The following is a 25,171-nucleotide window of genomic DNA, read 5'->3' as shown; positions in this document are numbered from 1 at the left end:
AAAAAAGCACCAAAAAGCTGAAGAATTCGTGTACCACCCCTCCCATGTGCTGTCAGTGCCTTTGCGCTAGGAGAACTTGCTGATCAGGTGTTGCAAGCGATCACAGGCAGCCGGCAGCTGCTGTTCAATCGCTGTCGCAACACCAAGGAGCAGTCCCGATCGCTGCGTAGACGCCGAGCAATACCACCCCGACAACGGGGCGGGCGCAAGGCCGTAGGCATAGGCTTCCCGAGCGATCGTCTTGTCGTCGGCGCCATCGGGAAGCCTCATCACCACGGCAAGTCCGGCCGGATAGGCCTGGAATCCCCTGGACCTCAGCGCAGCCAGCAGTGCATGGCTTCGGCCTGCATAGATGCGCTTCATCCGACGCAAGTGTCGGATATAGTGCCCATCCCGCATGAATTCAGCAGTTGCCATTTGCACTGCCGGTCCGGGCGCTGAAGCAAGGCAGGCCACGGCTTCATCGAATCGGGCTACCAGGGAGGCCGGCACCACGACAAATCCAAGCCGCAGCGTCGGACTGATGGTCTTGCTGAAGGACCCGATATGAATCACCCGCCCCGCACGATCGAGTGACGCCAATGCGGGAGCCGCGCGGCGTGCCAGCTGGAGTTCGCCCAGGTAATCGTCTTCGATGATCCAGGCATCCGCGCGTGTCGCCCAGTCGAGGATCTGCACCCGACGAGCGAGCGACAAGGTAGGACCCAGAGGCGCTTGTTGGCCCGCGGTGACCAAAGCCACCGCGGCATCTGGTGCGTGCGTTTCACCGTAGCTGACATCAATGCCTTCTTCGTTTACCGGGATGGGAACCGTTGCGAGCCGGGAAATTTCCAATGCCCTGCGGCTGGGAAAAAATCCCGGGTTCTCGACCCATGCCTTCCGGCCTTCGGCCTGAATCACTCGCAGCGCCACACCGAGCGCCCCTGAGCATCCCGCCGTAATGAAAATCTGTGAGGGCTGGCATTCAATGCCGCGTGCCAGGGCCAGATGCGCTGCGATCTCTCGTCGGAGTTCATGTTCGCCTCTTGGGTCCGGATACGCTGCAGGCGCTTCGACTTCGTCGCGTGCCGCACGGGCTCGCAGCCGCGAAAACAATGTAGCCGGGAAGCAGTCCGATGCCGGCACGCCCATTTGAAAGACCGCAGGTCCGGGCAGGAAATGCTGGTACAGCTCGGATCGCAGATCAGACTCGATGGAACGCGCACGCTCCGTGATCGGGCTCGCGACGGCAGCATGCTCAGAGACTCTGGTCCCCCAAGCGCGCGATGAAACGACCAGTTGTGCGTCGGCCAGCCGCTCATATGCAGTCTTGACGGTGCCTCGGGCAACCCCGAGTTGTGCGGCAAGATCTACCCAGGACGGCAGTCTGGCACCGGGAACGAGTACCCCGTTCTCAATGGCGCCGGTAATGCCGAGCCGAATCTGCTCCGCCAGTGAAGTTTTCGACGCGCGGTCAAGCTTCAGATCCAGGAGTCCCATAGCCTCTGGTACATCAGGAAATTGAATTTTTGGTTCTTTTTTATGAACCTCCGGGAGAGCATGATTCTAGCCTCACAGGAGATAAACATGAAACTTCAGCGCATTCTTCGCGCTCTCGTCGCGGCTACGAGCATCGCCTTCACCGGGGCTGCCGCTGCACACACCGTTGGCGATACGGTCAAGCCGAATTTCTCCCGGGCGATTCCCAACATCCCGGGCAAGTCGCTCATCGCCGTGGAGGTCCTTTATCCGCCCGGAGGCGCTTCGCATCCTCATACCCATGCCAAGTCGTCATTCATCTATGCATACGTCGTCTCGGGCAGCGTCGCCAGCAAGGTGAACGACGAGCCGGAACGCGTATACAAGGCTGGTGAGAGCTTCTTCGAGGAGCCAGGCGCACGCCATCCGGTGAGCCGCAATGCGAGCAAGACCAAGCCGGCAAAACTGCTCGCCGTGTTTGTCGTCGATTCAGACGACAAGGAACTGACGATCAACGACAAGTAGGAGTTTGAAATGAGACTGGATTACACCAAGGCATCGCCAGGCGGTGTGAAGGCATTTGGCGGCGTGTACGGCTATGTCATGCAGTCGGGCCTCGAAGACGTCCTCGTCGAGCTGGTCTATCTGCGCGTGAGCCAGATCAACGCGTGCGCTTATTGCCTGGACATGCATACCCGTGACCTGATCAAGAAGGGCGCTACGCCCGAGAAGCTTGCGCTCGTGCAAGCCTGGCGCGAAGCGGGGCCGTTGTTCACTCACCGCGAAAAGGCCGCACTCGCATGGGCCGAGTCGGTCACCCTGGTGGCGGACACACACGTGCCCGAGGAGGAATTCCAAGTCGCGGCCGCGGCGTTCAACGAGAAAGAGCTCGCTGACCTCACGATGGCTATCAGCCTGATGAACGCCTATAACCGGCTCGCCATCAGCTTCCGGCGCGCCCCCGAGTCCGCACTGGCCGCTAAAGACTGATGCTTGTTGTCCCTCGGGTGCCGGGTGAAGTCTGTTGAGAAGCGCGCCTTTAGGGGCGTTTCCCTTTTGGGGGCACGTAGCCCCCGAGTTGCGCTTCGCAGCTTTCCATTCAGAGGTCCGCTTCCTTTCCGAACGGGGCGCCCGTAGTTCACGCACCGACTGACCGGAACTGGGCCGGTACCGGTCGGCCGGCCTGTCCACATCAGTATCCAGTTGCTGAGGCGAGCCAGGATCGCGGGCACTGGCGTATGCGGAATTTGCTGCGGGGCTGCGCGCCTGCGCCGAAGGAGCGCAGGCGCATCGGCAAGCTCAGCCTGCGGCGTTCTCCTGCGCCTCGTCGTATTGACCCAGGCAGGCCATGGCATTCAGCCGTGAGCGCTGCAGCAGCACCCGTTGCGCTTGCGCGGAGTTGGCGGCGTCGCCGCGCCAGGCGAGCAGGGGCGGCTCCTGCAAGGCGCGCCCGTAGGAGAAGGACAATCGCCAGGGCAGCGGGGCAAGCCGGTTCATGGCGTCCAGATTGACGGTGGCCTCGGTGGGCGTCTGGCCGCCGGACAGGAAGAAGATGCCCGGCACCGCCGCCGGCACCGTGCGCCTGAGCACCTGCACGGTCTGCATGGCGACCTCGGCCGGGGCCGCGTGCCCGGCCTCCTTGCCGGGCAGCACCATGCTCGGCTTCAGCAGCATGTGCTCGAGCACCACCGCATGCCGGTGCAAGGCATGAAAGACTGCATGCAGCACGGCCTCGGTGACCTCGGCGCAACGCGCCATTGAGTGCGCGCCGTCCATCAGCACCTCGGGCTCGACGATGGGTACCACGCCTGCTTCCTGGCAGATCGCGGCATAGCGTGCCAGCGCTTCCGCATTGGCCTGGACGGCAGCCCAGCCCGGCAACTTGTCCGACACGTTGTAGACCGCACGCCACTTGGCAAAGCGCGCGCCCTGCTGGCGATAGCCGGCAAGCCGCTTGGCCAGCCCGTCGAGACCCTCGGTGACCTCGTCCCCGGGTGCCAGGGCGAGTGCGATCTTGCCCTTGTCCACCTTGATGCCGGGCACGATGCCCTGGCGCGCCGCCAGTTCCGGCAGCGGCGTGCCATCGTCGGCGCGCTGGCCCAGGGTTTCCTCGTACAGGATCACGCCGCTGATGAACTGGCCAAGGCCTGGGCTCGACAAGAGCAGGTTGCGCCACGCGCGGCGGTTTTCCTCGCTCGACTCCACGCCGATGCGTTCGAACCGCTTGGCGATAGTCGGCCCGCTCTCGTCGGCCGCCAGCAACCCTTTGCCCGCTTGTGCCAGGGCGTCCACGGTGGCTTGCAGTTCGCTTTTTCTGTCCATGATCAGGCTCCGTGCAGGTGACATAGGAACAAGCATTGGCGCGAAAACGCCGTCGCGCAAGCCAGGTGGGGCACGTAGCGCCTGCCTAAGGTGGCCGCCCGAACGCTTCGCGCAGCTTGCCCTTGGCCTTTTCCAGCGTGGCGCGACGCGCCCTGGGCAGATGGCGGCCGGCACGATTGATGTAGAAATTGAGCATCGACATCGCCGACTGGAACGCCGTGCCCTTGCGGCGCCGGCTGCTCACGGCGGAACGCTTGAGCGAGGCGGCAATTTCCTCGGGGTTGTCCGAGGCGAAGATGTGCGGTTCGAGGTCCAGCGCGTTGCTGTGCTCTGTTATCTGCTGCGACCAGCGCCGCCCCTTGCTGGCGCCAGCTTTGGCGCGGCCCTTTGCCGGCCGGCGGGTGGATTTCGCGGCAGCCATTTCCGGTCCTCCCATAGCTTTATCGGGATCCGTCTAGCCTAGGCAACTTCTCGCCGTCCCGGGGGGGGTCAGGGGGGACCGGCGCGTGGTGGCAAGACGGCCCGGGCGGTGTGGGATAATTGCCCCTTTGCCCAGGGCGCAGCTCAAGAGGTTGTTCGCACGGGCGCGCAAGGGTCCTTATTCCTGTGGCCCGCTTCCTTTCTGCGATATTTCTTCAGCAATAAAAATGCCCACATACCGTTCCAAAACCTCCACCGCCGGCCGCAACATGGCGGGGGCGCGCTCGCTGTGGCGCGCCACCGGCATGAAAGACGAAGATTTTTCCAAGCCCATCGTCGCGGTGGTCAATTCCTTCACCCAGTTCGTGCCCGGGCACGTGCACCTGAAGGACCTGGGCCAGCTGGTCGCGCGCGAGATCGAGGCCGCGGGCGGCGTGGCCAAGGAGTTCAACACCATTGCGGTCGATGACGGCATCGCCATGGGCCACGACGGCATGCTGTATTCGCTGCCCAGCCGCGACATCATCGCGGACTCGGTGGAGTACATGGTCAACGCGCACTGCGCCGACGCCATGGTGTGCATCTCCAACTGCGACAAGATCACCCCGGGCATGCTGATGGCCGCAATGCGGCTCAACATCCCGGTGATCTTCGTCTCCGGCGGCCCGATGGAAGCCGGCAAGACGCGCCTGGCCAACCCCGTCACCAAGGCCATGGAGTTCAAGAAGCTCGACCTCGTGGACGCCATGGTGATCGCCGCCGACAGCACCTACTCCGACGCCGACGTGGCCGAGGTGGAGCGCTCCGCCTGCCCCACCTGCGGTTCGTGCTCGGGCATGTTCACCGCCAACTCCATGAACTGCCTGACCGAGGCGCTGGGCCTGTCGCTGCCCGGCAACGGCACCGTGGTGGCCACCCACGCCGACCGCGAGCAGCTGTTCAAGCGCGCGGGCAGCCGCATCGTGGAACTGGCGCGCCAGTACTACGAGCAGGAAGACGAGCGCATCCTGCCGCGCTCGGTAGGCTTCAAGGCGTTCGAGAACGCCATGACGCTGGACATTGCCATGGGCGGTTCCACCAACACCATCCTGCACCTGCTGGCGATCGCGCGCGAGGCCGACATCGACTTCAGCATGACCGATATCGACCGCCTCTCGCGCGTGGTGCCGCAGCTGTGCAAGGTGGCGCCCAACACCAACAAGTACCACATCGAAGACGTGCACCGCGCAGGGGGCATCATGGCCATCCTGGGCGAGCTGGAGCGCGCCGGCAAGCTGCACACTGACGTGCCCACGGTGCATGCCCCCACGCTCAGGGACGCGCTGGAGCGGTGGGACATCAGCCGGACCCGGGACGAAGCCGTCAGGAACTTCTACCTGGCCGGCCCGGCGGGTGTTCCCACCCAGGTGGCGTTCAGCCAGAACACGCGCTGGCCCAGCCTGGACCTGGACCGCGCCGAGGGCTGCATCCGCTCCTACGAGCACGCCTTCTCCAAGGAAGGCGGCCTGGCGGTGCTGACGGGCAATATCGCGCTCGACGGCTGCGTGGTGAAGACCGCCGGCGTCGACGAGAGCATCCTCGTGTTCGAAGGCACGGCCCACGTCACCGAGTCGCAGGACGAGGCGGTGGAGAACATCCTCAACGACAAGGTCAAGGCCGGTGACGTGGTGATCGTGCGCTACGAAGGCCCCAAGGGCGGCCCCGGCATGCAGGAGATGCTCTACCCGACCAGCTACATCAAGTCCAAGGGCCTGGGCAAGGCCTGCGCGCTGCTGACCGACGGCCGCTTCTCCGGCGGCACCTCGGGTTTGTCCATCGGCCACTGCTCGCCCGAAGCTGCGGCCGGCGGCGCCATCGGCCTGGTGCGCGACGGCGACAAGATCCGCATCGACATTCCCAACCGCACCATCAACGTGCTGCTGTCCGACGAGGAACTGGCGAGCCGCCGCGAAGAGCAGAACGCCAGGGGGTGGAAGCCGGCCAAGGCGCGTGCGCGCAAGGTGTCTGCTGCGCTGAAGGCTTATGCCAAGCTGGTGATGTCGGCGGATAAGGGGGCTGTGCGGGACTTGTCGTTGCTGGATGACTGATCCCGGGGCGAAGCTTTGCTTCGTTTGCCGATAAGGCCGCTCTTTGGAGCGGCTTTTTTTTGGTTCTTATAAGAACGCGCCCCGTGGCTGGCCTTCGATCGATCCAGGAAATTCGTTTGCTGGCTATTGGGGTGAAGTGCTGACGGTCGCGGCCGAGGCGGCGGGTATTGCCGCACTGGTGATCGACGGCGGCGTACGCGATATCGCGGCACTTACCGCGCGGTGACGGCGAAAGCCCACATGTTTAAGCGATTCATGCCGCCAAGTAAAAGGAGGCTGGACGCTCCAGGCCCGAGATGCAGTCCTATGGTAAGGTTGCTGGCATGAGTTTACGGACTTCAACCAGTGACGCATGGGCCGCAGCTATGTGGTGCTGGGAGAGTGATGCAGCGTGAGTGATGCGAAGCAGGATGCGCGGCGCGCGCCGCCGACTGAGAGAGTTTCAACCAGCAGGGCTTTGCGCCTGAGCGTGCCGCCAGAGGCCAGGCCTGCGCCGGTCAACGGGAAAGACTGGCTGCGACAGAGGAAAGAGCAATTGCAGGCTGCCCGTGCCGCTGCCAGGCAAAGGCGCGATCTGCTAAGAGCCGAAATCATGTCGGCCGTGCAAGATGTTGCCCGAGAGGAACGCACTGCTGCGCGGCTGGAGGCTGAACGCCTGAAGGCGGAAGCCAGGACCGCGCGGGCCTACGCGCGGGAGGACGCACGCGCCGCCGCCAAGTTCGAGCGCGGCCAACCAACCCGCTCGGCGTCCAAACGAAAGACGCTTGCTAACGAGAAACGCAAGCTGGTTTCTTACGCTGATCTGTTGCGGATGCGTGGGTGATCCGGTCATTCCATGGGTCTTGAAACGGACGGTTAATCCGATCCGCCTGCGGGAGCTGACTATCTGCCCTTGGTCAAGGGCCACTTCCCGCCGCGGCCAGACTGCCTGATAAGACGCGCTGCGCAACATCGCGCGATTCGTGGGGAACCGGAATTCGTCAGACTGCGTTTTCCGAAAAATCAATGGCGCCCAGCGGTGCGTACTTCGCACGATTGCCTGTGCTCTTAAATCTGGTGCCTGCCTATGAGAAAGGCCCGATGCGAGCATTTGCTGGCATCGGGCAAGAAGGCCGGTGGGCACGATTCCACCGGACGGTAGGCGGCAGAGAGGTCAGAAAGTGTGGTTGATACCAACGTTGAAAGCAGAGTTGCCGGCGAGCGGGTTGCCGACATCATTGGCATTCCATACGCGGTAGAAGCCGGACTTGGCCGTGTTCGCCGCGCGATTCCAGATGTGGGCGTAAGACGTATAGAGCCTGGTCCGCTTGGAGAGGTTATGTACGTAGCCGATCGCAAACTGATGGGCATCGTTGTCGGCGTCGGTCCGATCGTTCTTGTAGATGTACGAGGTCACGACCCGCCCGGCGCCGACCGGAATCGAAGCCCCGACCAGCACGTCTTCCGATTTGAAGTTGGGCGTGCCCGGTATGATGGCGCCTCGGTTGATCACGTAGTTGAGGTAACCCGTCGCGAGCCCGAAGTCGTACTTGGCGCCGAAGAACACTTCCCGTGCATTCTTGCCAGGGCCGTTGGCGTCATGGGCGTCCGCGTAGGCGACGCGTCCCATGAAGCTCCCCCCCGAATAGCCAAGTGACGCGCCAAACTGGCTGTTGGTGGCCGCACTGCCGGGCACTTCGCCAAAGCTGTAGGACAGTTCGCCATCGAGGCCGCCGAGTGTGCCCGGCAGGTTGTATTTAAGGGCATTGTCGACACGGTTGCTGCCGCCTCGACCGCCGGCTGAAATCAGGTTTGCAGACGTGCCGGCCAGGCCAGTCACAAACGGATCGAACTCCACTTGTGCCAGCGCCAGCGTTGTATATTGCCGCCCCATCGTGATACGGCCCGGCGATGCGTCGAGTCCGACGTAGGCCTGCCTGCCGAACAGTAAGCCACCTTGACCTGATGCGCCAGTATCCATCAGGATGCCGGCTTCCAGCGTAAAGAACGCTGCCGTGCCCCCGCCTAGTTCTTCGCGTCCGCGCATGCCAACGCGCGAGCCTGACATCATGCCGCTCGTGACCTTTGTTACCGAACCGGCTGCCGCGCCGTTTTCGTGTACCAGCCCGACGTCCGCTACGCCATACAGATTCACGCTGGACGACTGCGCCGCGGCATATATCGAGTGCCCACCTGCGCCGAATGCCACTGCCGCGCCGAGCACGCATCTTGCCAACATCGCCCGCTTCATTCCCATATCGGTTCTCATTCTAAATTTTTTAAAATATGCAAATATGTATGAAATATCTAAATTTTTGCGTGGCGCGCACGAGGGCGCCAGTCAGCCTGGTGGACTGTGAGCCTGCTCCTGGTTGGGGTCCTGCCGGGTGCGGCGGCGCGGATCTACAGCATTGCAGCGAAGTGCCGCGTGGTCTCTAGTAGCGAATAGGAGGCCTTGAAGCCGATTTCGCGGTGAGCGGCACTGACGTCGGACGACGCCGGTCGCACATGCGGAAATCCGGCAAAGCCGCCCTCGGGCAGCCTGAGATCGGTGGTCTGCAGCGCCGGATAACATTGGCGCACGACATCGATGAACGCTTCAACCGAGAACCATTCGCCGGTAGCGATGTTGTACACGCGTTGACGCGGTGCCGGTGCGGTCAGTGCAGCGATGTTGGCGATAGCGCAGTCCCGGGCATCGATGAATTCCTCACGGCCGTTCCACAACAGGATCGGATCGTCTAGCCTTGCAGGCACTCCGGTGCGTCCGGCTTCGAGCAGTGTGGCCAGTAGCCGGCCCGGCACACTGGTGACCGCGTCCCGTCCGGCGCCGAGCACAGCGCCGTAGCGCAGCACGACCGCATCGACGTCATAGAGCGAGGCGTAGGCGAGCGCGAGATGCTCGCCAGCCAGCTTGGTGGCCGCATAGATGCTGCCAGGCCGTTCGCTGAGGACCCGCAACGGGAAATCCTCGGCGATCGGTGTGGCAGGCAGGGACGGGAAGGCTGAGTACATGACGGTGGTCGAGCTGGCAATCACGACACGCGAGAGCTTACGCTGGCGTGCCAGCTCAAGAACGTTTGCCGTTCCCATCGTATTGACCCGGATGCCGGCGAGTGGATCCTTGCGAATGGCAGTGGAAAGCAAGGCCGCCGTATGGACGATAGCGGTGACCCCATGCTCGTCCACCAGGCGGGACAATGCGTCGTAGTCGGTCACATCGCACAATGCCAGCGGCAGCGCGCCCAGTTCAGCGGAATCGGGCCGCCTGACGTCGGCGAGCAGCACAGGTTCTCCCCGGGCCAGCAACTGCGCGGCGGTCAGACGGCCGATCAGGCCGGCACCGGTGACTAATATCGTCATGGCTGCTCCTCAGTCGGCCTGAATGCCGAATTCCTTGACGATCCGGCCATAGCGCTCGTAGTCGGCAGCGATCAGCTTGCCAAGGGCGGCTGGGTCGCTGCCCTGCGGAGTCACGGCAACCGTTGCCATCCGGGCGACGACGTCCGGCATTTTCAGGATGTCGTTGAAGTGCTTGTTCAGCGTCAGAACCAGTTCCGGGGACATGCCCTTCGGGCCCACCACGGCCTGCCAGGCACCAACCTCGACATCCTTGTAGCCAAGCTCGGCCAGGGACGGCACGTTCGGCGCGAAAGGCGAGCGCTTCTTGTCCGCGACGGCCAGCGGAATCAGCTTGCCCGACGGGAAGTACTGGGACACCGGCCCAAGCGTGGAGTACATCATCGGCACCTGCCCGCCCAGCAAGTCGACCACCGCGGGGGCGCTGCCGCGGTAGGGGATCTGCGTGAGCTTGATGCCGGCCGATTTGTTGAACAGTTCCGCCAGTATGTGCATTGGCGATCCGTTGCCCGGACTGCCATAGGTTTTCAGCGTACCGGCTTTAGCATGCGTGACGAAGTCTTCAATCCGGGTGACACCGGCGGCCTTGTTGACCACAACGAACAGCGACTGCGTGCCGAGTAGCGTGATCGGCGTCAGATCCTTGCGCGGGTCGTAGGAGGCACCCGTGCCGGGCCGCAGCACGTGCGGAGAGATCGAGATTGTGTTCGGGGCGAACAGCAGCGTATAGCCATCCGGCGCAGCCTTTGCCACGTACGCCGTGCCAATGGTGCCGCCGGCGCCGGTGCGGTTCTCCACCACGACAGGTTGCCCAAGCCGAGCAGTCAGCTTCTCGGCAAAGAGGCGTGCCAGCACATCTGTATCGCCGCCGGCTGGATAGGCCACGAGAAGCGTGACCGGCTTGGTTGGATAGCTGCCCTGCGCAGTGGCCCCGCCCGTCGCAAGTAGGGTGGCAATAGCTGTCAGGGCAACCAATGCCCGGCGTCTCGCGGATTTCTTCATGTGATCCAACTCCTCTAGGTGCATTGCGGCCCGCCGGGCCTCACAGCAGATCCGGCGCTCACCGCGCATTGTTCATATATGAAACGGCGTCTCATTGAACACTCATGAAAAATTATAAATTTATATATATTGAATAAAAGGTGGAGTTTACCCTGCGTGGGCGAGGAGCGCGGAAATGGCCTGTATCGGCTGCAGACGGGCGAAATTCGGGCCTGAATCGGTAATCCGACGGGTCCGGCAGCACCTGCTCTGGTCCCCGGATAGTGCAAAATTTCGTTGTTGGAGGTAAATTTATGAAATTGCCAGTGTCCTATAGATGCCGGCCAGCCCTTGCCGCTCATCCATCCAACAACAAATCATGCGGACTTCCGATTTGCCGCGCAGGCTGCAGCACGCAGAGCCGGCGCCGACCCAGACCATTTCCGAGAAGGCGTATCAACTGCTGCGCGCAGACATCATCGCGGGCAGCCTGGCCCCTGGGGAAAAGCTTCGCCTGCAGGCATTGCAGGAACGCTACGAACTCGGCGTGAGCCCGATCCGCGAGGCCCTGATGCTTCTCTGCGGCGAAGGACTGGTCAGCAATGAGGGCCAAAGGGGCTTCAGCGTGACCAAGCTCTCCAGGAGTGATCTGCTCGATCTGATGCATGCGCGCACCTCGATCGAACTGCTCCTGCTGGCCGATGCCATTGAGCATGGCGACGATGACTGGGGCGCGAACATCATGGCCGCCTATTACAAGCTGACCAGGGCGCGGCTCCCGACCGATGCATCGGACACGGTGGCAGTGGAACTGTGGGAAACGGCTCACCGGCGCTTTCACCTCGCGCTGGTTGCAGCGGCTACGTCGAAGTGGCTACTGCGCATCGACGAACAACTGGTCGACCATTCTGAGCGGTATCGTCGAATTCGCCTGGCCTACCCGCGCTCGAGCAAGGAACTGGCCGACGATGTGTTGAAGGAACACCTGGATCTCATGGAGGCGGTGCTCGCGCGCGACACGGAGAAAGCCTCCGCGCTGCTGCGGCACCACCTGATGCGCACCGCCGAAGTCCTCAGCAAGCGCTTTGCCGACTAGCCCCAATTTCAGGGCTTGTCGGGCAGCGCGACATAGGCCACGATTTCGATGCGCATGCCTGGCACTACCAAGGCCTTGGCGATCACCGTCGAGCGGTTTGGATAAGGCGGGGCGAAGAACTCTCCATAGAGCGCATCGACTACCGGCACGTCATCGGCTTCCAACAGGGTGATCAGCACCTGCACCACATCGTTCAGGTTCGCGCCCGCTGCTTCGGTCGCTAACTTCAGGTTCTCAAACGTCAGGCGGGCCTGCCGGGCGATATCGCCGGTATCCACCGACCCGTCAGGACGGACTGGACCGTGCGCAGTGAACAGCAGACCTGCGGCCTGGGTCGCCCAGGAAAATGGCTGTGCCGGAGTGGGCAAGCCAGTCTCAATGACTTGCTTCACTGTGAGGTCTCCTTGACGAGTTGCGCGAGCCGCGCATACCAAGGGTGGGAAGGGTCCGAAAGCGCAGTATGCGTGCGGAAATGATCCTCGCCCGCGTGCATGTAGCAATCAACGGGAGCCGGCTGCATCCTCAGCATGGCGTACAGGGTGAGATTGGAGCGGATCACGCGCTCGCTGTCATGTTCGCCGTAGCTGAGCACCATCGGAACGGTATTGCCGGCAGACCACGTCAGCGGACTCATTGCCGCATCCAGTTCCTGCGAGTCGAGCAATGCGGTGTACACCCGCTCCTCAAGACTCCCGGGCGCCGGGTTCGGGTGGTGCAGGTTCATGATGCCACTGATGGGCAGGCAACCGCGAATGGCCTGCTGGTCAATACCCACCGCGCGCAGTTGTGGTTTTCGCATCGCCGCCATGGCCGCAATACCGCCGCCTGCCGAATGGCCGGAAAGATAGAGGTGAGAGGGTGAGCCGCCCCAGGTGGCAATGCTTTTCTGCACGCTGCCCAGGAGCAACGCCGCGTCGTCAAACGCTGCGGGCAACCTGTGGGCCGGTGCCAGCCGATACGTGGGCGCCACCAGCACCATGCCAAGGCTTATCACCATAGGCGCAAGGAACGAGGCGTATTCCTTGTAGCCATTCGTCCAGCCCCCACCATGCCAGAAGATCAGGACAGGCGCGTCGCGCAACCCTCGTGCCGTAAACACGTCGAACCGCTGCCGCTGGTCGGTACCGTAGGTGAGGTTGCGCACAGCGACGACGCTTTCCGGCAGGTGTTCGGCCCAGTCAAGAACGGTACGTTCATACGCCACTGCGGCCGCGGACGACAGCGGTGGCTGAGATGGCTCTGGTTCAGTTGCGAACTGGTCTGACATTTTCACTTTGCTTCCATATCAAGTACGAGCCACCGGCTTGCGCCGCTCCTGGCAGTTTGCAAAATATACATCTCAATTATTCATGTTTGCAAGAGAACAATTTATAAATTAAAGGCGCAATGTCCGTGCCGGATAGGCAACGGACGCCTCCGGCGACACGACGCATATCACCTGCGGGGTTGGATGGTCGCTACCGCGAGACCCGCTCCGGCGAACGCGCACACGGCGGACACCAGCGCAACCGCGCGCAGCGCTTCAGTGATAGCTTCGGCTTCCGCCAGCGCCACGGGTGGCTGGGTCGGCAAATGGGCGTCGCCCGCTGCCGCCCCGGCTTGCGCGCCCGGCTCCAGCAACTGCCCGGTCCGGCGTGCGTCCCTGGGAACGCCCAGTTCATCGAGCCGCGCCGACAGCGCCGCCTGGTGCGACCACACGAACACGATGCCGAGCACCGCAACTGCCAGCAGACTCGCCATACGTGCAACCGCATTGTTGATGCCGGATGCAACGCCTGCGTGGTCAGCCGGCACCGAGCCCATCACAATCGTCGTGAGTGGCGCGACGGTGATCGTCATGCCAAGCCCAAGCACGGTGAGCGCAGGGAAAAATCCGGCCCAATAGCTGCCGCCCACGAACGGCAACGCCAGCATCACGAATCCGATTCCCGCGATACCCGGGCCAGCGCTCAACAGGATCCGCGAGCCGAAGCGGCTCGTCAGGCCGCCGGTGAAGCGCGACAACAAGCCGATGATGACCGGCACCGGCAGCAGCGCCGCGCCCGCTTCAGTTGCGGTGTAGGCATGTGCGCGGATCAGCGTGAACGGCAGGAAGAACAGTGCGCCGCTCAGGCCGAAGTAGAGCAGCAGTGTGACGAGGTTGGCGCCGGTGAAATCGCGTGAGCGGAACACGTCGAGCGGCATCATGGGGTGACGGCTGTTCGCTTCGATCATCACGAATGCGACCAGCACGAGCGCGCCGGCGCCGATCGCGCACAGTACAAGCGGATCTGCGAAACCGCGCGCAGACGCCTCGGTCAGACCATAGGTGAGGGCAGCCAGCCCCGCTGCGACGCTAAGCGCGCCGGGCCAGTCCAACTGTCGAGGCGCATCGAGCTTGTGGCTGTTCGGCACCGACAAAATCGCGAGCGCGATCGTCACCGCTGCAAGCGGGACGTTGAGGAAGAATATCGCGCGCCACGACAACACGTCGACGAGCCAGCCGCCCGCCACCGGCGCCGCCGCCGACGTGATCGCCCCGACGGCCGCCCAGGTGCCGATTGCCCGTCCGCGCGCTTCGCTTTCGTACACGGCGCCGATGATCGCGAGACTGCTGGGTACGAAGAGTGCTGCACCAATGCCCTGCACTGCGCGCGCGGCGATCAGCGAATTCGCGTCCGGCGCGAACCCGCAAGCGGCCGACGCCAGCGTGAAGACCCCGATGCCCGCAATGAATACCGTGCGGCGGCCGAGCTTGTCGCCCATCGATCCGCCCACCAGCACGAGGGACCCGAGAAAGAGCAGGTAGGCGTTAACGATCCACTGCATTGCCGCGACGCTCGCGCCGAGTTCGCTCTGAATGGCGGGTAGCGCGACATTGACGACGGAGCCGTCGATGAACGCCATGCTTGAGCCGAGGATCGTCGCGGCGAGTGCTAGACGCTTGCGCCGGCACGGGCGGTCGACTGCGGTGGGCTGCGTGCGGATGACGAGTTCGTCGCACGGGCTTGCTTGTGCAGCGATGACGTGCGCGATCATTTGGTCGCTATCGGGAAGATCCGGGTTGGCCAAGCTCGCTCCCGTGCCGGTCGATGGTGACTAGCATAGTAGTGGGAGTGCGGGACCGCCGATACGGTTGGGACGGGTGCGTGCGTGCGAGCGGTCGCGGCGCCCATCAGTTGCGCGGTCCGCCTCATCTAGCGCATGGAACCAGGCGTGATCGCTGCCATCGATCTGCACCGGTTCGCTCCAGACTTGCTGTTCGACACCGGCTTCCGGGTGTCCTGGAAGCTGCGCCCACCCAAAAGCATCAGCCGTGCAACCGGCGGGAATGTCTATGATCCGGCATACGAAGACTGGCGAAATCTTGATGTCGTGCCGCTCGCGCAGGGTCTCGCAGGCCAGCATTGGGCCGAAGTCGGCGTAGCTGTCGCGAATCAGGCCGCGCACGCGGGATTCCAGGTCGGGCGGTTGGGCCCGTTACTCCCCTTGGTGGGAGGGAAGTCGATCTTCTAGCATAGATACGCTGGCCAAGCGACCGACAAGGCAGGGAGCGCTTGATATGACGGTTACGAAGCTTCAGGAGGTAATGGATATGTCTGCCACAAGGATTGAGATGTGCGACCAGGATGGCGACGGGGTATTGACCATTCGAGATGACGGCGCCGCATTTTCAGGAGTCGCGCTTGAGCTTTCGAATCTATTCGGTGAAGACGTGGTCGCGGATCTTGATAAGCACCAGTTGCTCAAATGGTGCGAGATGGTCGCGGCCCATCTTCGCAACCAAGGCGTTATGCCAGGCGAGTGCGCTCCGGAGGGCTACGTCAACAAAACTAGTCAAAGCCGGACGAAAGAGCAGCCTGGCGTCGAGGAGCTTTTGCAGTCGGCGGCATCTTGACTCTGGCGAACGCGAGACGCTTTGCTGGCAACAGAGCGTCTTTTCGTTGGCGCATTGCTTAACAATCCCCACCAGCCAGCGATTCCGGTCGACGGCCGTTTCCGATTGCAGATTCAACCGGTCGATGCAACAGCTTGATGGAATCGTTCAGCCGGTACCGGCCGGATGCCCTCCGCGAAACTGCCGCCCGATGTTGCCGCCTTGAACCCCAAGGCCGGCCCACTACTGCGTTGCGATGGCCAGCACGCCTCAGGCGACCGCACCCGGCGGCGCATGGCGTGCCAGGAAGCGGTCCAATTGCCCAGCGAACGCCTTGCTGTCCTGCTGGGCGTACGCTGCCGGCCCGCCGGTATCAACGCCTGAACTGCGGAGTTGTTCCATCACCTCGCGCATGGTCAGGCGCTCCTGGATGTTCTCACGGCTGAACCAGCTTCCTCGCGGGTCGAGCACATAGGCGCCCTTGTCAAGGGCGGCGGCGGCAAGAACGATGTCCGCCGTAATGACGAGGTCCCCGCTGCTGACCAACTCGACGATACGGTCATCGGCGACGTCGAAGCCCGCAGGCACTTGCAGTGACTTGATGAAGCGCGAAGGCGGCGTGCGCATGTACTGGTTGGCAACCAGCGTGACGCACACTTCGACACGTTGTGCGGCCCGATACAACATTTCCTTGACGACAACCGGGCAGGCGTCTGCGTCAACCAGTACTTGCATCGCGATACTTCCAATGGGGGGAGGGAACGCTCATCTTACTGCCTGCGCGTCCCGTTCGTTTGTTATTCGGCCAACCCCTGGTCCGGCGGTAGCCGGCCCGAACGCACCTTCGCCTTTACTTCCCGCGCCGCACCGTCGTGAGGTGTTCGCCAAAGAAATCATCGACGACTTGCGCGGAATCCTGGCCAACGTCTGCACCGAAGTAGAGGCGGACATTGTGGAAATCGATGGAGAGGACGATCACGTCCACCTGTTGGCAGGATGTACCCGCAAGCCTCGCCGGCGCCTCTTCACGAATGCCGGCCACCCCTCATGATCGCGCTGGCCGTGTCGACCACGGCCGCCAGGGCAAGCATGGCGATGATCACCGTGCAAGCCTGGGGCAGATGGAACAGGGACAGCTCGAAATACAACATCTGCCCAAGCCCGCCGGCGCCGACAAAGCCAAGGATTGCCGCCACGCGGATATTCGTTTCCCAGCGGTACAGGATGTAGGCCAGAAACTGGGGCCATACGCAGGGCAGCGTCCCGTACATGAAGACCAGCGCGGCAGGAGTGCCCCCTTCCATCAGCGCGCGGGCGGGTGCGCGCGGCGCATTCTCCAGCGCCTCGGCGAACAGGCGACCGAGCACGCCCGCGGTATGCAGTGCCAGGGCGAGGGTGCCGGCAAACGGTCCAAGGCCGACTGCGAGTACGGTCAGGGCAGCCCATACCAGCTCGGGGATCGAGCGCAACAGGTTCAGTAGCAAGCGCGACAAGGCGCGCAGCGCATCGCCGTAGAGCCCGGAAGCCGGTAGTGCCAGGCCAAAACCCAGCACCGCCGCACACAGCGTGCCCACTGCGGAAACCGCGAGCGTTTCGAGCATGCTGCCAGCGGTTCTGGCCAAAAAAGCGGGTGACAGCTGCGGCGGGAAGAACGTCAGCAGGAAGCGCGCCATCTCGGCTGCAGCGTCCGCGGAAAAAAGCTGGCCCAGATCGAGCGACAGATACGCGAAGCTGCCCGAAACCGCGGCGGCCACCGCGATCAGGGTGAGCAGGCAGCGCATGCAGAATTGAGCGGCCTTGACCTTGTGCGCCATGATTCAGTCGAGCAGCTTGCGCAGGTGCGCGCTGAGCGCGTCCGCCAGCAGGACCAGCAGCAGGAACACTAGCAGGATGGTCGCGGCTTCCCCGCCGTTGAGCAGTTTCATGGCCTGGTCCATCAACTGCCCAAGTCCGCCGGCGCCAACGAAGCCCATGACCACGGAAGCCCGGATGGCACATTCCCAGCGGTAGACGGTGTACGAGACCAGCTCCTGCGAGGCATGGGGAAGCAGCCCATAGAACAGTGCCGCCAGGCGCCCGCTGCCGCTGCCGAGCAGGGCATCCACGGCGCGTTTGTCGCTGGATTCGAGGATTTCCGCATAGACCTTTGCCAGCATGCCGCCATAGGTGATGGCCAGGGCGAGCACGCCCGCCGCCGCCCCCAGGCCGAGGGCGCGCACGAAGACCAGTGCCCACACCAACTCCGGCACCCCGCGCAGCAGCAGCACCAGGGCGCGCACGCCAGCGCGCACCGCCATGCGCGGCTTGCGGCCCCGGCCGGGGCCGATGCGCGACACCGACAGGCTACCCGTCAAGGCCACGGCCAGAGGTGTTGCGATCACAAAGGCGAGCGCAATGCCCGCGGTGGCGATCGCCAGCGTTTCCAGCGTGGCGTTGACCACAAGCCCGAGGAATCCGGGCGAAACCTCGGGGGGAAGGAAGTTGCGCACGAAGGCGCCCATCACCTTGAGGTTTCCGGTGTCGAACAAGGCTGAAGGGCTGAACCGGGACAGCTGCAACAATGGCCACAGCAGAAGCAGCGCGAGCACCAGGCCGCTGGCGCGCCGCAGCGCCTGGGGATCGCGCGGGTGGGCGGTCATCGGCACGCCGGCCTGGGTTGGGTGTCGCCACCGATGGCGGCGCTCGCACCTGCCGCGATGCTCGTCAGGGCCTGGCTGCCCTGTACCGGTGGCGATGCGCTTTCGGAGGCATAGAGTTCGCGCAGCAGCGCGTCGGTGACGCGCTCGGCCGGCAGGTCGAAGGCGATCTCGCCCGCCTTCAGGCCGACGATGCGGGGAAACCAGCGCAGCGCCAGATCCACTGCGTGCAGGCTGGCGACCAGGGGCACCGCGCGTGTATCCGCTTCCCTGCGCAGCTCGCCCAGGGTGAGGTTGGCCAGCACCGGGTCCATTGCCGAGACCGGTTCGTCCGCCAGGATCAATTCCGGGCGCTGGTAAAGCACGCGGGCGACGCCCACGCGCTGCAGCTGGCCGCCCGAGAGCTGGTCGCACCGGTCGAACAGGCGGTCGGCCAGCTCAAGGCGGGCGAGCTGTTCGCCGGCACCATCGATGTCTGCCGGATAGACCAGCGACAGAAAGGATTTCCAGGCGGGCCAGATGCCCAGGCGGCCGGCAAGGATGGCCGTGACCACGCGCTGGCGCGGCGGCATCGGCGGCGCCTGGTGCACCATGCCGATGCGGCAGCGCAACTGCCGCAGGCGTGCGGCGGATACCGCCCAGGGGCTTTGCTCCAGCACCTCCACACGGCCCTCGCTTGGCCGCAGCGACGTTGCCAGCAAGCGCAGCAAGGAGGTCTTGCCGGCTCCGGACGGACCGATGACGGCGATGGGCTCGCCGCGGCTGGCCGCCAACGTGATCTGGCTGAGCGCACGCTGTCCGTTGGCGTAACTGACGCTGGCGGCGTCCAGGCGGAAGCTCATCAGACCGGCATCACTGGATCAGGCCCGCGGCCCGGGCTGCGGCCTCGATGCCGTCGTAGTTTTCGGGCCGGGTGGGAATGTACCTGGCGGTCCGCTGCAATGCCATGATCTCGCGCTGCTCGGGATTGGCCGGGTCCAGCCGCAGGAATGCTTCGGTCAGCTTCTTGCGCAAGGCCGGATCGAGCCCGCCGCGCACGGTCCAGTTATAGTCGTAATAGGGCGGTGTGACAGCAAATACCCTGACCTTGGCGGGATCCACCTTGCGCTGCTCCACCAGCTTGTCCCACACCGAGGCATTGAGCACGCCGGCGTCGGCCCTGCCGGCCTGCACGAAAGCCACCGTCGCATCGTGGGCGCCCGAATAGGCGAGCGTCTTGAAGTCCTTGTCCGGGTCGATGCCCGCCTGCAGCAGGAAGTGCCGTGGCATCAGGTGGCCGGAGGTAGAGGACGGCGCGCCGAAGACGAAGGTGTGGCCTTTGAGGTCGGCCAGTGACTTGATCGCGCTGTCGGCGGTGATGAACTTGCTGGTGAAGGCGGCATCTTCCTGGCGCTGGACGATGGGGATGGTGGCTCCCTTCGTCCGGATCTTGCTCTGCACATAGGTAAAGCCGCCCAGCCACGCCATGTCGATCTTGCCGGTGGCCAGCGCTTCGACCACCGCAGCGTAGTCCGTGACGGGCACGAACTTCACCTTCATGCCGGTTTCCTTCTCCAGGTAGTTGCCGAGCGGCGCGAACTTGCGCTGCAGTTCGGTGGGGGACTCGTCGGGAATGGCCGAGACCTTCAGGACAGCCTGGGCACTGGCGAGGCCGGCAAAGCCCAGCAGGGTCAGCGCGGCAAGGCGCTTAAGCAACGGCAACACGGGCGGCTCCTTGCGTCATTTCTCCGATCACGGCAGCGTCTGCGAAGCCTTCCCGGTTAAAGATCTCCAGGACCTCGTCCACGGCTTCCGGTGCGCACGACACCAGCAAGCCGCCGCTGGTCTGGGGATCGGTCAGCAGTGCCTGCTGGCTTGGCGTGACCGACGTGGACAGGTCCACCTCGCTGCCGTAGCTGACCCAGTTGCGCCCCGATGCGCCGGTCACCAGCCCTTCGGCGGCCATGCGCTCGACCCGCGGCAGCAGTGGAATCCGCGCCATGTCCAGCCGCGCGCCGACGCCCGCGCCACGACACAGCTCCAGCAGGTGGCCGAGCAGGCCGAAGCCGGTCACGTCGGTCAGCGCGTGGACAGCCGGCACTTCGGCCAGCAGTCGGCCGGGCGTGTTGAGTTTGGTGGTGCAGGCAATCAGTTCCTGATAGCCGGCCGCGTCGAGCTTGTCCTTCTTCACCGCGGCGGACAACACGCCCACGCCCAACGGCTTGCCGAGGATCAGCTTGTCGCCCGCCTTGGCGCCGCTGTTCTTCTTGACCCGGTTCGGGTGCACCAGACCAAGGACCACCAGCCCGTAGATCGGCTCAAGGGAATCGATGGTGTGGCCGCCCGCGACCGGGATGCCCGCCTGGGCGCAGATCGATTCGCCGCCTTCGAGGATCTTGCCGATGACCTCAGGCGGCAGCTTCTCGATGGGCATGCCGACCAGCGCCAGCGCCATGATCGGGGTTCCGCCCATGGCATAGACGTCGGAGATGGCGTTGGTGGCGGCGATACGCCCGAAATCGTACGGATCGTCCACCACCGGCATGAAGAAGTCCGTGGTGGCGATCAGGGCCTGGCTGTCATTGAGCTGGTAGACCGCCGCGTCGTCGCTGGTCTCTTTGCCGACCAGCAGTGCTGCCGGAGCAGCGAAGCCGACCGAATTCCTTAGGATTTCAGAAAGCACACCGGGGGCAATCTTGCACCCACACCCGCCGCCGTGGGAGAAGGCGGTGAGCTTGATCTTTGCGTTGTTTGGCTGGTCCACTGCGGGGCTCCGAGTCATTCTGGTTTCAAGGCGTCGGCGACAAGTTTACTCACTTCCGCCCGTTCCCGCGCCGGCGCGAACAGCGGCGCGCGAATTGCGCATTGCTGCCGCAGGCGGTCCAGGAACCCGGCATCCCGGCTGGTGCGTTCCAGCACCAGCGCCAATTGCGCGGCGTCACCCAACGGAAAATAGCCTTCGTAGTCACGGCCCAGCATGCCGACGTTGCCCGGGATGCGGCTGGCCAGCACCGGCACGCCACTGGCGACGGCCTCGATGATCACGTTGGCGCCGCCTTCCATGGCGCTGGAGATCACCATGGCCTGTGCTTTCCGGATGTGCTGCAGGGTTTCGTCATGGGGCAGGTTTCCGAGCCAGACATAGCGCCGCACGCCGGGCCAGGCTCGTGCTTCCAGCGCCAGGGCCTCCTGCCGATAGGCGTCATCCAGCGCGCCGCCGATGTGGATCAGGCGCACGCGCGAATCGTCGGGAAGCAGCGAGAGCGCGCGCATGGGCGTCAGCGGGTCTTTTTCCGCCCGCATGTGGCCGACCAGCACGACGTCGAAGTGATTCTGGCGGGGCGCCGCGGGCGCGCATGCCGGGGCAGACTGGTAGATCACCCGGCACCGGGCGCGATGCGCGGCCGCCAGTTCGGCCAACCCTTCGTCCTGCAGCACCACCAGGTGGGTGGCGAGTTCGAGCGAGCGCTGGGCCGATGCATCGGTGCGGATGTCGCGGTACAGATCGGTGCCGGTCAGCACGACGATCAGCGGACGATCCGGACAAGCCTCGGCAAACCTGGCGATGGACTCGGCCGAGCGCCGGGCGTGCAGGGCGATCAGGCAGTCGGGCAGGGCGCCGCCCTGGCTGGCCGTCGACCATTCAGCGGCCAGCGTGACATCGTAGTCCCCCTGCAGGAACCGGGCCCAGCGATTGGCGGTTTGCCAGTTGCCATTGTTGGCTTTGCGCAGCGCTGGACTGATAATCGCGACGGTGGCCTTGGGAGGACGCATGATGACAGGTTCTGAGGGGGCGGCAGCAAGAAGGATAAACAAGTTCGAGCTGGATGCGGCGTTTGCCGATGCGCACCGGCGCACCTGGGCCGTGCTTGAGGAGCTGTCGCCGTCCCAATGGCAGGTTCCTTATGACGCGGGAATCAATCCGCCCTTGTGGGAGTATGCCCATATCGCCTGGTTCACGGAGCAATGGGTGCTGCGGGAGCCACGTGCCGGCGAGGACGGCTGCTGGGTGGCCAGCCTCCCGTCCATGCTGCCGGACGCCGACCGCCTCTTCGATTCCATGCGCGTCGCCCACCGGGACCGATGGCATCTTGCGCTGCCCCGGCTCTCCGAGATTCGCGACTACGCAGCCGCCGTGCTGGAGCACGTTCGCGCCAGGCTCGCCACGTCGGACGATACCGACGCTGCGCTCTATTTCTTCCGGCTCGCCTTGTTCCACGAAGACATGCATGCGGAGGCGCTGACCTATATGCGCCAGACGCTCGATTATCCGCTGCATGCCCCGCTCGGCATGCCTTCCATTGCGCCGGGCGCCGGCTCGGCAGCCGCAGGCGGCGACACGTTCGCAATGGGGTCGCCCATCGGGGGCGACGGGTTCGTCTTCGACAACGAGAAGTGGTCCCACCCGGTCCACATCGCCCCTTTCCACATCGATCGCACTTGCGTCAGCAATGCCGCATTTGCGGAATTCGTGGCCGCCGGCGGCTACCGCGACCATCAATGGTGGTCAGACGACGGACGCGCATGGCTGCAACAGAGCAGGCTGGCGCATCCGGTGCGCTGGCGCCGGACAGCCGGCGGCACCGCGGGGCAATGGGCGTTGCGCTGGTTCGGGCAGTGGGTGCCGCTGCCGCCCGAACAGCCGGTGTGTCATATCAATGCCCACGAGGCGGAAGCCTATTGCCGCTGGGCCGGCAAGCGCTTGCCCACGGAAGCCGAATGGGAGTATGCGGCAACGCATGACCTGATCCGCTGGGGTAGCGCCGTGTGGGAATGGACGGCTGATCCTTTCGTGCCCTATGCAGGGTTCTCGCCCGATCCCTACCAGGAATATTCCGCCCCCTGGTTTCACACGCATCGCTCGGTTCGCGGCGGATCGTTCGCCACCCATGCCCGCATGCAGCATCCTCGCTACCGGAACTTCTACCTGCCGCACCGCAGCGACCTCTTCGTCGGATTCCGCTGCTGCGGTTGAGGAAGGAGGGCGTCTTCACGGTGATATCAACGATGCGGCTGACACCGCCCTGACCACCCTAGCGGCGGGCCGACCCACCAACGCGAAGTGCATTCACCACCAGCGAAAAGGCTGGCGATGCCTGGCGGCGGCTGGGGTAGTACAGGTGGCAGCCCGCAAACGGAGGGCACCAGTCTTCCAGCACGCGTACCAGCCGACCTTCCTCGATGTGGGGTGCAAATTCCTCTTCCGGGAGGAAGGCGACGCCCAGCCCCTCAAGCGCGGCCATCACGATATGGGGCGTGCTGTTGAAAACGGCCTGGCCGTCGTCGCGCACCTTCAACTGACGGCCACGGCGCTCGAAGTCCCAGACGGACAAGCCCGCATGCATCGCCGATGCCGCGCGCATGAGGTATCTTTTACAAGGGCGAGGCACGCCAGCCGCCGGAAAGGCCCGGCGGGACTTGTGCCAGGGCCGTGGATCGGTTCTTGCATGGCAGGCTGTGCCCGAGCCGTGACAGGAGCGCGCCATGTCCGAAGCACTTCGATCCTCGCTTTGCCGATTCTTCATCGCCTGCTGCCTGGGTATCGCAGCTTGCGGAGGGGGCGGGGGAGACGGGGGCGGTGACAGCGCCACCGGCACGCTGACGCTCTCCATCTCCGGCCTGCCGTCCGGGACGTCGGCGGCCATCACGGTATTGGGGCCCGGCCAGTTCCGCCAGACCGTGACCCAGTCGACCACGCTGTCCAACCTGGCTGCTGGCAGCTATACCGTCAGTGCCGCCAGCGTGCTGACTGGCAGCACGCTCCTCAAGCCGCAGCCGCCTTCGCAGACCGTGGCGGTGACCGCGGGCGGCAGTGCTTTGGCAAGCGTGGAATACGGCTCACCGGAAACAGTGCAGTTGTCGCTGACGCAGGTTGCCGGCGGGTTATCCGAGCCCATCTTCCTGACCGCGCCCCCCGGCGATCCGCGCCTGTTCGTGGTCGAGCGGGCCGGCCGCATCCGGATCGTGCGCAACGGCGCATTGGTCGCTACGCCGTTCCTCAATATCGCCGCGCTGACGACGACCGATGGCGAGCGCGGGCTGCTGTCGATGGCGTTCGATCCCAACTATGGGACCAACGGCCGCTTCTACGTCTATTACACCGACACCAATGGGGCCATCACCATCGCCCGCTACAACGTATCGGCCGCGAATCCGGATATCGCCGCGGCATCCGGCACCGTGCTGCTGTCGATTCCGCACGGCACCTTCTCCAACCATAACGGCGGCCAGCTCGCGTTCGGCCCGGACGGCATGCTCTATATCGGCACGGGCGACGGCGGCGGCGGTGGCGATCCGTCGGGCAACGCCCAGAACCCGGCAACGCTGCTCGGCAAGATGCTGCGCATCGACGTCAGCGGGGCATCCGGCTACGGCTTGCCTGCCGGCAATCCCTTCGTCGGCCAGTCCGGCAGCCGCGGCGAAATCTGGGCTCTCGGCCTGCGCAACCCGTGGCGGTTTACGTTCGACGCCGGCTTGCTGTATATCGCCGATGTCGGCGAGGACCAGCGCGAGGAAGTCGACGTGGCGCCGGCCACCAGCGCGGGCCTGAACTACGGCTGGAACCGGACCGAAGGCACCGCCTGCGTGGGTGCGGCCACGTGCGACAAGACCGGGCTGACCATGCCGGTCTTCGAATACGGCCACGAAGCGGGCGCTTGTGCCATCGTCGGTGGCTATGCGTACCGGGGCAGTGCCAACCCGGTGCTGCATGGGCGGTACTTCTATTCCGACCTTTGCACGGGCAAGCTGCTGAGCTTCATGTATCGCGACGGCGTTGTCGCAGAACTGGTCGACTGGAACGTCACGATCCCGGGCAGTGTGTTCTCGTTTGGCGTGGATGACGCGCAGGCGCTGTACGTGCTGGCCGATCCGGGCACGTCGGCGACGAGCGGGCGGGTGTATCGGATCGATGTGTCGGACGGCACGCCTTAACGGCGGGGCGCAGGAGCACTGCGCTTCGGGCAGGGGCTCCTGGCCGTTGAACCGCCGCGGACGT

Annotated in this window: 28 protein-coding genes and 1 pseudogene; 11 read left to right on the top strand and 18 right to left on the bottom strand. The window is 64.3% G+C overall.

The window, feature by feature from the left end:
- Positions 1-66: 66 nt before the first annotated feature.
- The gene (gene pdxR / locus AC1Q6V_RS08230; RefSeq protein WP_011616455.1) at positions 67-1,479 is read right to left on the bottom strand and encodes a MocR-like pyridoxine biosynthesis transcription factor PdxR; all 1,413 of its coding nucleotides are present in this window, start codon (positions 1,477-1,479) and stop codon (positions 67-69) included.
- 87 nt (positions 1,480-1,566) lie between these two features.
- Here pdxR and AC1Q6V_RS08225 point away from each other — a divergent pair, with 87 nt between their 5' ends.
- Together AC1Q6V_RS08225 and AC1Q6V_RS08220 are read left to right on the top strand one after the other, a co-directional pair.
- The gene (locus tag AC1Q6V_RS08225) at positions 1,567-1,983 is read left to right on the top strand and encodes a cupin domain-containing protein (RefSeq protein WP_011616456.1); all 417 of its coding nucleotides are present in this window, start codon (positions 1,567-1,569) and stop codon (positions 1,981-1,983) included.
- Between the two features lie 9 nt (positions 1,984-1,992).
- A complete protein-coding gene (locus tag AC1Q6V_RS08220; protein ID WP_010812652.1) occupies positions 1,993-2,448 on the top strand; it encodes a carboxymuconolactone decarboxylase family protein in 456 nt (151 codons plus the stop codon).
- A 309-nt stretch (positions 2,449-2,757) separates the two neighbouring features.
- Here the strand turns inward: AC1Q6V_RS08220 and AC1Q6V_RS08215 are convergent, their stop codons facing one another.
- Positions 2,758-3,780, bottom strand: coding sequence for a class I fructose-bisphosphate aldolase (locus tag AC1Q6V_RS08215; protein ID WP_454751354.1), 1,023 nt, complete (start codon positions 3,778-3,780; stop codon positions 2,758-2,760).
- An 85-nt stretch (positions 3,781-3,865) separates the two neighbouring features.
- Complete coding sequence (locus AC1Q6V_RS08210; RefSeq protein WP_011616458.1) at positions 3,866-4,201, bottom strand: DUF3175 domain-containing protein; 336 nt, start codon at positions 4,199-4,201, stop codon at positions 3,866-3,868.
- A gap of 226 nt (positions 4,202-4,427) precedes the next feature.
- Between AC1Q6V_RS08210 and ilvD the strand changes: the two genes are divergently transcribed.
- The 3 genes from ilvD to AC1Q6V_RS08195 all read left to right on the top strand — a co-directional run bounded on the left by ilvD (position 4,428) and on the right by AC1Q6V_RS08195 (position 7,110).
- Positions 4,428-6,287: a dihydroxy-acid dehydratase gene (ilvD, locus tag AC1Q6V_RS08205; protein ID WP_454751353.1), complete on the top strand. Its 1,860-nt coding sequence runs from the start codon at positions 4,428-4,430 to the stop codon at positions 6,285-6,287.
- Positions 6,288-6,330: 43 nt separating this feature from the next.
- Positions 6,331-6,513 carry an RraA family protein gene (locus tag AC1Q6V_RS08200; protein WP_231881477.1) on the top strand — a complete coding sequence of 61 codons (183 nt, stop codon included), beginning with the start codon at positions 6,331-6,333 and terminating at the stop codon, positions 6,511-6,513.
- Positions 6,514-6,678: 165 nt separating this feature from the next.
- Positions 6,679-7,110, top strand: coding sequence for a hypothetical protein (locus AC1Q6V_RS08195; protein WP_037025644.1), 432 nt, complete (start codon positions 6,679-6,681; stop codon positions 7,108-7,110).
- 330 nt (positions 7,111-7,440) lie between these two features.
- Here the strand turns inward: AC1Q6V_RS08195 and AC1Q6V_RS08190 are convergent, their stop codons facing one another.
- The 3 genes from AC1Q6V_RS08190 to AC1Q6V_RS08180 form a co-directional block, all read right to left on the bottom strand.
- On the bottom strand, positions 7,441-8,523 hold the full coding sequence (locus AC1Q6V_RS08190; RefSeq protein WP_161940229.1) for a porin: 1,083 nt from the start codon (positions 8,521-8,523) through the stop codon (positions 7,441-7,443).
- Between the two features lie 146 nt (positions 8,524-8,669).
- Positions 8,670-9,629, bottom strand: a complete 960-nt coding sequence (locus AC1Q6V_RS08185) for an NAD-dependent epimerase/dehydratase family protein (protein ID WP_058698287.1) — start codon at positions 9,627-9,629, stop codon at positions 8,670-8,672.
- A 9-nt stretch (positions 9,630-9,638) separates the two neighbouring features.
- Positions 9,639-10,628 (bottom strand): Bug family tripartite tricarboxylate transporter substrate binding protein, encoded by a 990-nt coding sequence (locus tag AC1Q6V_RS08180; protein WP_011616463.1) that lies wholly within the window; start codon positions 10,626-10,628, stop codon positions 9,639-9,641.
- A gap of 358 nt (positions 10,629-10,986) precedes the next feature.
- Here AC1Q6V_RS08180 and AC1Q6V_RS08175 point away from each other — a divergent pair, with 358 nt between their 5' ends.
- Entirely contained in the window at positions 10,987-11,703 is a 717-nt protein-coding gene (locus AC1Q6V_RS08175; protein ID WP_011616464.1) for an FCD domain-containing protein, read from the top strand.
- A gap of 8 nt (positions 11,704-11,711) precedes the next feature.
- Here AC1Q6V_RS08175 and AC1Q6V_RS08170 read toward each other — a convergent pair whose 3' ends face one another.
- The 3 genes from AC1Q6V_RS08170 to AC1Q6V_RS08160 all read right to left on the bottom strand — a co-directional run bounded on the left by AC1Q6V_RS08170 (position 11,712) and on the right by AC1Q6V_RS08160 (position 14,721).
- A complete protein-coding gene (locus tag AC1Q6V_RS08170) occupies positions 11,712-12,095 on the bottom strand; it encodes a RidA family protein (RefSeq protein ID WP_454751352.1) in 384 nt (127 codons plus the stop codon).
- Complete coding sequence (locus AC1Q6V_RS08165) at positions 12,092-12,970, bottom strand: alpha/beta hydrolase (RefSeq protein ID WP_011616466.1); 879 nt, start codon at positions 12,968-12,970, stop codon at positions 12,092-12,094. The genes AC1Q6V_RS08170 and AC1Q6V_RS08165 overlap by 4 nt, the downstream gene beginning before the upstream one ends.
- A gap of 167 nt (positions 12,971-13,137) precedes the next feature.
- The gene (locus tag AC1Q6V_RS08160; RefSeq protein WP_454751380.1) at positions 13,138-14,721 is read right to left on the bottom strand and encodes an MFS transporter; all 1,584 of its coding nucleotides are present in this window, start codon (positions 14,719-14,721) and stop codon (positions 13,138-13,140) included.
- Between the two features lie 177 nt (positions 14,722-14,898).
- On the opposite strand from AC1Q6V_RS08160, the gene AC1Q6V_RS08155 reads away from it, so the two are divergent.
- Both AC1Q6V_RS08155 and AC1Q6V_RS08150 read left to right on the top strand, forming a co-directional pair.
- The gene (locus AC1Q6V_RS08155; RefSeq protein ID WP_041687922.1) at positions 14,899-15,198 is read left to right on the top strand and encodes a hypothetical protein; all 300 of its coding nucleotides are present in this window, start codon (positions 14,899-14,901) and stop codon (positions 15,196-15,198) included.
- A 46-nt stretch (positions 15,199-15,244) separates the two neighbouring features.
- Positions 15,245-15,580 carry a hypothetical protein gene (locus tag AC1Q6V_RS08150; protein ID WP_041687924.1) on the top strand — a complete coding sequence of 112 codons (336 nt, stop codon included), beginning with the start codon at positions 15,245-15,247 and terminating at the stop codon, positions 15,578-15,580.
- Positions 15,581-15,829: 249 nt separating this feature from the next.
- Here the strand turns inward: AC1Q6V_RS08150 and AC1Q6V_RS08145 are convergent, their stop codons facing one another.
- Both AC1Q6V_RS08145 and AC1Q6V_RS08140 read right to left on the bottom strand, forming a co-directional pair.
- Entirely contained in the window at positions 15,830-16,294 is a 465-nt protein-coding gene (locus tag AC1Q6V_RS08145; protein WP_011616468.1) for a YaiI/YqxD family protein, read from the bottom strand.
- 115 nt (positions 16,295-16,409) lie between these two features.
- Positions 16,410-16,538 carry a hypothetical protein gene (locus tag AC1Q6V_RS08140; RefSeq protein ID WP_255266289.1) on the bottom strand — a complete coding sequence of 43 codons (129 nt, stop codon included), beginning with the start codon at positions 16,536-16,538 and terminating at the stop codon, positions 16,410-16,412.
- Here AC1Q6V_RS08140 and AC1Q6V_RS08135 point away from each other — a divergent pair.
- Positions 16,476-16,610, top strand: coding sequence for a hypothetical protein (locus AC1Q6V_RS08135; protein ID WP_231881503.1), 135 nt, complete (start codon positions 16,476-16,478; stop codon positions 16,608-16,610). The two genes, AC1Q6V_RS08140 and AC1Q6V_RS08135, sit on opposite strands and share 63 nt — an antisense overlap.
- Here the strand turns inward: AC1Q6V_RS08135 and phnE are convergent.
- From phnE to senB, 6 genes are read right to left on the bottom strand one after another with little or no spacing between them, the layout of a single operon-like run.
- Positions 16,585-17,373 carry a phosphonate ABC transporter, permease protein PhnE gene (gene phnE / locus AC1Q6V_RS08130; RefSeq protein WP_231881478.1) on the bottom strand — a complete coding sequence of 263 codons (789 nt, stop codon included), beginning with the start codon at positions 17,371-17,373 and terminating at the stop codon, positions 16,585-16,587. The genes AC1Q6V_RS08135 and phnE overlap by 26 nt on opposite strands.
- A gap of 3 nt (positions 17,374-17,376) precedes the next feature.
- On the bottom strand, positions 17,377-18,198 hold the full coding sequence (locus AC1Q6V_RS08125) for a PhnE/PtxC family ABC transporter permease (protein ID WP_010812638.1): 822 nt from the start codon (positions 18,196-18,198) through the stop codon (positions 17,377-17,379).
- Positions 18,195-19,037 carry a phosphonate ABC transporter ATP-binding protein gene (locus AC1Q6V_RS08120; RefSeq protein ID WP_454751351.1) on the bottom strand — a complete coding sequence of 281 codons (843 nt, stop codon included), beginning with the start codon at positions 19,035-19,037 and terminating at the stop codon, positions 18,195-18,197. The genes AC1Q6V_RS08125 and AC1Q6V_RS08120 overlap by 4 nt, the downstream gene beginning before the upstream one ends.
- A gap of 10 nt (positions 19,038-19,047) precedes the next feature.
- A complete protein-coding gene (locus tag AC1Q6V_RS08115) occupies positions 19,048-19,899 on the bottom strand; it encodes a putative selenate ABC transporter substrate-binding protein (RefSeq protein ID WP_037025643.1) in 852 nt (283 codons plus the stop codon).
- Positions 19,883-20,956 (bottom strand): selenide, water dikinase SelD, encoded by a 1,074-nt coding sequence (selD, locus tag AC1Q6V_RS08110; protein WP_174549463.1) that lies wholly within the window; start codon positions 20,954-20,956, stop codon positions 19,883-19,885. The genes AC1Q6V_RS08115 and selD overlap by 17 nt, the downstream gene beginning before the upstream one ends.
- Positions 20,953-21,948, bottom strand: coding sequence for a selenoneine biosynthesis selenosugar synthase SenB (gene senB / locus AC1Q6V_RS08105; protein ID WP_010812634.1), 996 nt, complete (start codon positions 21,946-21,948; stop codon positions 20,953-20,955). The genes selD and senB overlap by 4 nt, the downstream gene beginning before the upstream one ends.
- On the opposite strand from senB, the gene senA reads away from it, so the two are divergent.
- Complete coding sequence (gene senA / locus AC1Q6V_RS08100; RefSeq protein WP_010812633.1) at positions 21,947-23,149, top strand: selenoneine synthase SenA; 1,203 nt, start codon at positions 21,947-21,949, stop codon at positions 23,147-23,149. The genes senB and senA overlap by 2 nt on opposite strands.
- Before the next feature lie 58 nt (positions 23,150-23,207).
- Here senA and AC1Q6V_RS08095 read toward each other — a convergent pair.
- Positions 23,208-23,510 (bottom strand): annotated as a pseudogene (locus tag AC1Q6V_RS08095) (LysR substrate-binding domain-containing protein); the annotation flags it as partial.
- A 148-nt stretch (positions 23,511-23,658) separates the two neighbouring features.
- Between AC1Q6V_RS08095 and AC1Q6V_RS08090 the strand changes: the two are divergent.
- On the top strand, positions 23,659-25,107 hold the full coding sequence (locus AC1Q6V_RS08090) for a PQQ-dependent sugar dehydrogenase (protein WP_454751350.1): 1,449 nt from the start codon (positions 23,659-23,661) through the stop codon (positions 25,105-25,107).
- Positions 25,108-25,171: the final 64 nt, after the last annotated feature.

Source organism: Cupriavidus sp. GW823-FHT07B10 (assembly GCF_058794355.1).
Note: the sequence above shows the minus strand (reverse complement) of the source record. Positions and strands in the feature narration are given on the sequence as shown.

What these genes read in the sequence shown, in the direction of transcription:
- pdxR (WP_011616455.1), bottom strand. Translation starts at nt 1,479, where the DNA reads ATGGGACTCCTGGATCTGAAGCTTGACCGCGCGTCGAAAACTTCACTG.
- AC1Q6V_RS08225 (WP_011616456.1), top strand. Translation starts at nt 1,567, where the DNA reads ATGAAACTTCAGCGCATTCTTCGCGCTCTCGTCGCGGCTACGAGCATC.
- AC1Q6V_RS08220 (WP_010812652.1), top strand. Translation starts at nt 1,993, where the DNA reads ATGAGACTGGATTACACCAAGGCATCGCCAGGCGGTGTGAAGGCATTT.
- AC1Q6V_RS08215 (WP_454751354.1), bottom strand. Translation starts at nt 3,780, where the DNA reads ATGGACAGAAAAAGCGAACTGCAAGCCACCGTGGACGCCCTGGCACAA.
- AC1Q6V_RS08210 (WP_011616458.1), bottom strand. Translation starts at nt 4,201, where the DNA reads ATGGCTGCCGCGAAATCCACCCGCCGGCCGGCAAAGGGCCGCGCCAAA.
- ilvD (WP_454751353.1), top strand. Translation starts at nt 4,428, where the DNA reads ATGCCCACATACCGTTCCAAAACCTCCACCGCCGGCCGCAACATGGCG.
- AC1Q6V_RS08190 (WP_161940229.1), bottom strand. Translation starts at nt 8,523, where the DNA reads ATGGGAATGAAGCGGGCGATGTTGGCAAGATGCGTGCTCGGCGCGGCA.
- AC1Q6V_RS08185 (WP_058698287.1), bottom strand. Translation starts at nt 9,629, where the DNA reads ATGACGATATTAGTCACCGGTGCCGGCCTGATCGGCCGTCTGACCGCC.
- AC1Q6V_RS08180 (WP_011616463.1), bottom strand. Translation starts at nt 10,628, where the DNA reads ATGAAGAAATCCGCGAGACGCCGGGCATTGGTTGCCCTGACAGCTATT.
- AC1Q6V_RS08175 (WP_011616464.1), top strand. Translation starts at nt 10,987, where the DNA reads ATGCGGACTTCCGATTTGCCGCGCAGGCTGCAGCACGCAGAGCCGGCG.
- AC1Q6V_RS08165 (WP_011616466.1), bottom strand. Translation starts at nt 12,970, where the DNA reads ATGTCAGACCAGTTCGCAACTGAACCAGAGCCATCTCAGCCACCGCTG.
- AC1Q6V_RS08160 (WP_454751380.1), bottom strand. Translation starts at nt 14,721, where the DNA reads ATGATCGCGCACGTCATCGCTGCACAAGCAAGCCCGTGCGACGAACTC.
- AC1Q6V_RS08150 (WP_041687924.1), top strand. Translation starts at nt 15,245, where the DNA reads ATGACGGTTACGAAGCTTCAGGAGGTAATGGATATGTCTGCCACAAGG.
- AC1Q6V_RS08145 (WP_011616468.1), bottom strand. Translation starts at nt 16,294, where the DNA reads ATGCAAGTACTGGTTGACGCAGACGCCTGCCCGGTTGTCGTCAAGGAA.
- phnE (WP_231881478.1), bottom strand. Translation starts at nt 17,373, where the DNA reads ATGGCGCACAAGGTCAAGGCCGCTCAATTCTGCATGCGCTGCCTGCTC.
- AC1Q6V_RS08125 (WP_010812638.1), bottom strand. Translation starts at nt 18,198, where the DNA reads ATGACCGCCCACCCGCGCGATCCCCAGGCGCTGCGGCGCGCCAGCGGC.
- AC1Q6V_RS08120 (WP_454751351.1), bottom strand. Translation starts at nt 19,037, where the DNA reads ATGAGCTTCCGCCTGGACGCCGCCAGCGTCAGTTACGCCAACGGACAG.
- selD (WP_174549463.1), bottom strand. Translation starts at nt 20,956, where the DNA reads ATGACTCGGAGCCCCGCAGTGGACCAGCCAAACAACGCAAAGATCAAG.
- senA (WP_010812633.1), top strand. Translation starts at nt 21,947, where the DNA reads ATGATGACAGGTTCTGAGGGGGCGGCAGCAAGAAGGATAAACAAGTTC.
- senB (WP_010812634.1), bottom strand. Translation starts at nt 21,948, where the DNA reads ATGCGTCCTCCCAAGGCCACCGTCGCGATTATCAGTCCAGCGCTGCGC.
- AC1Q6V_RS08090 (WP_454751350.1), top strand. Translation starts at nt 23,659, where the DNA reads ATGTCCGAAGCACTTCGATCCTCGCTTTGCCGATTCTTCATCGCCTGC.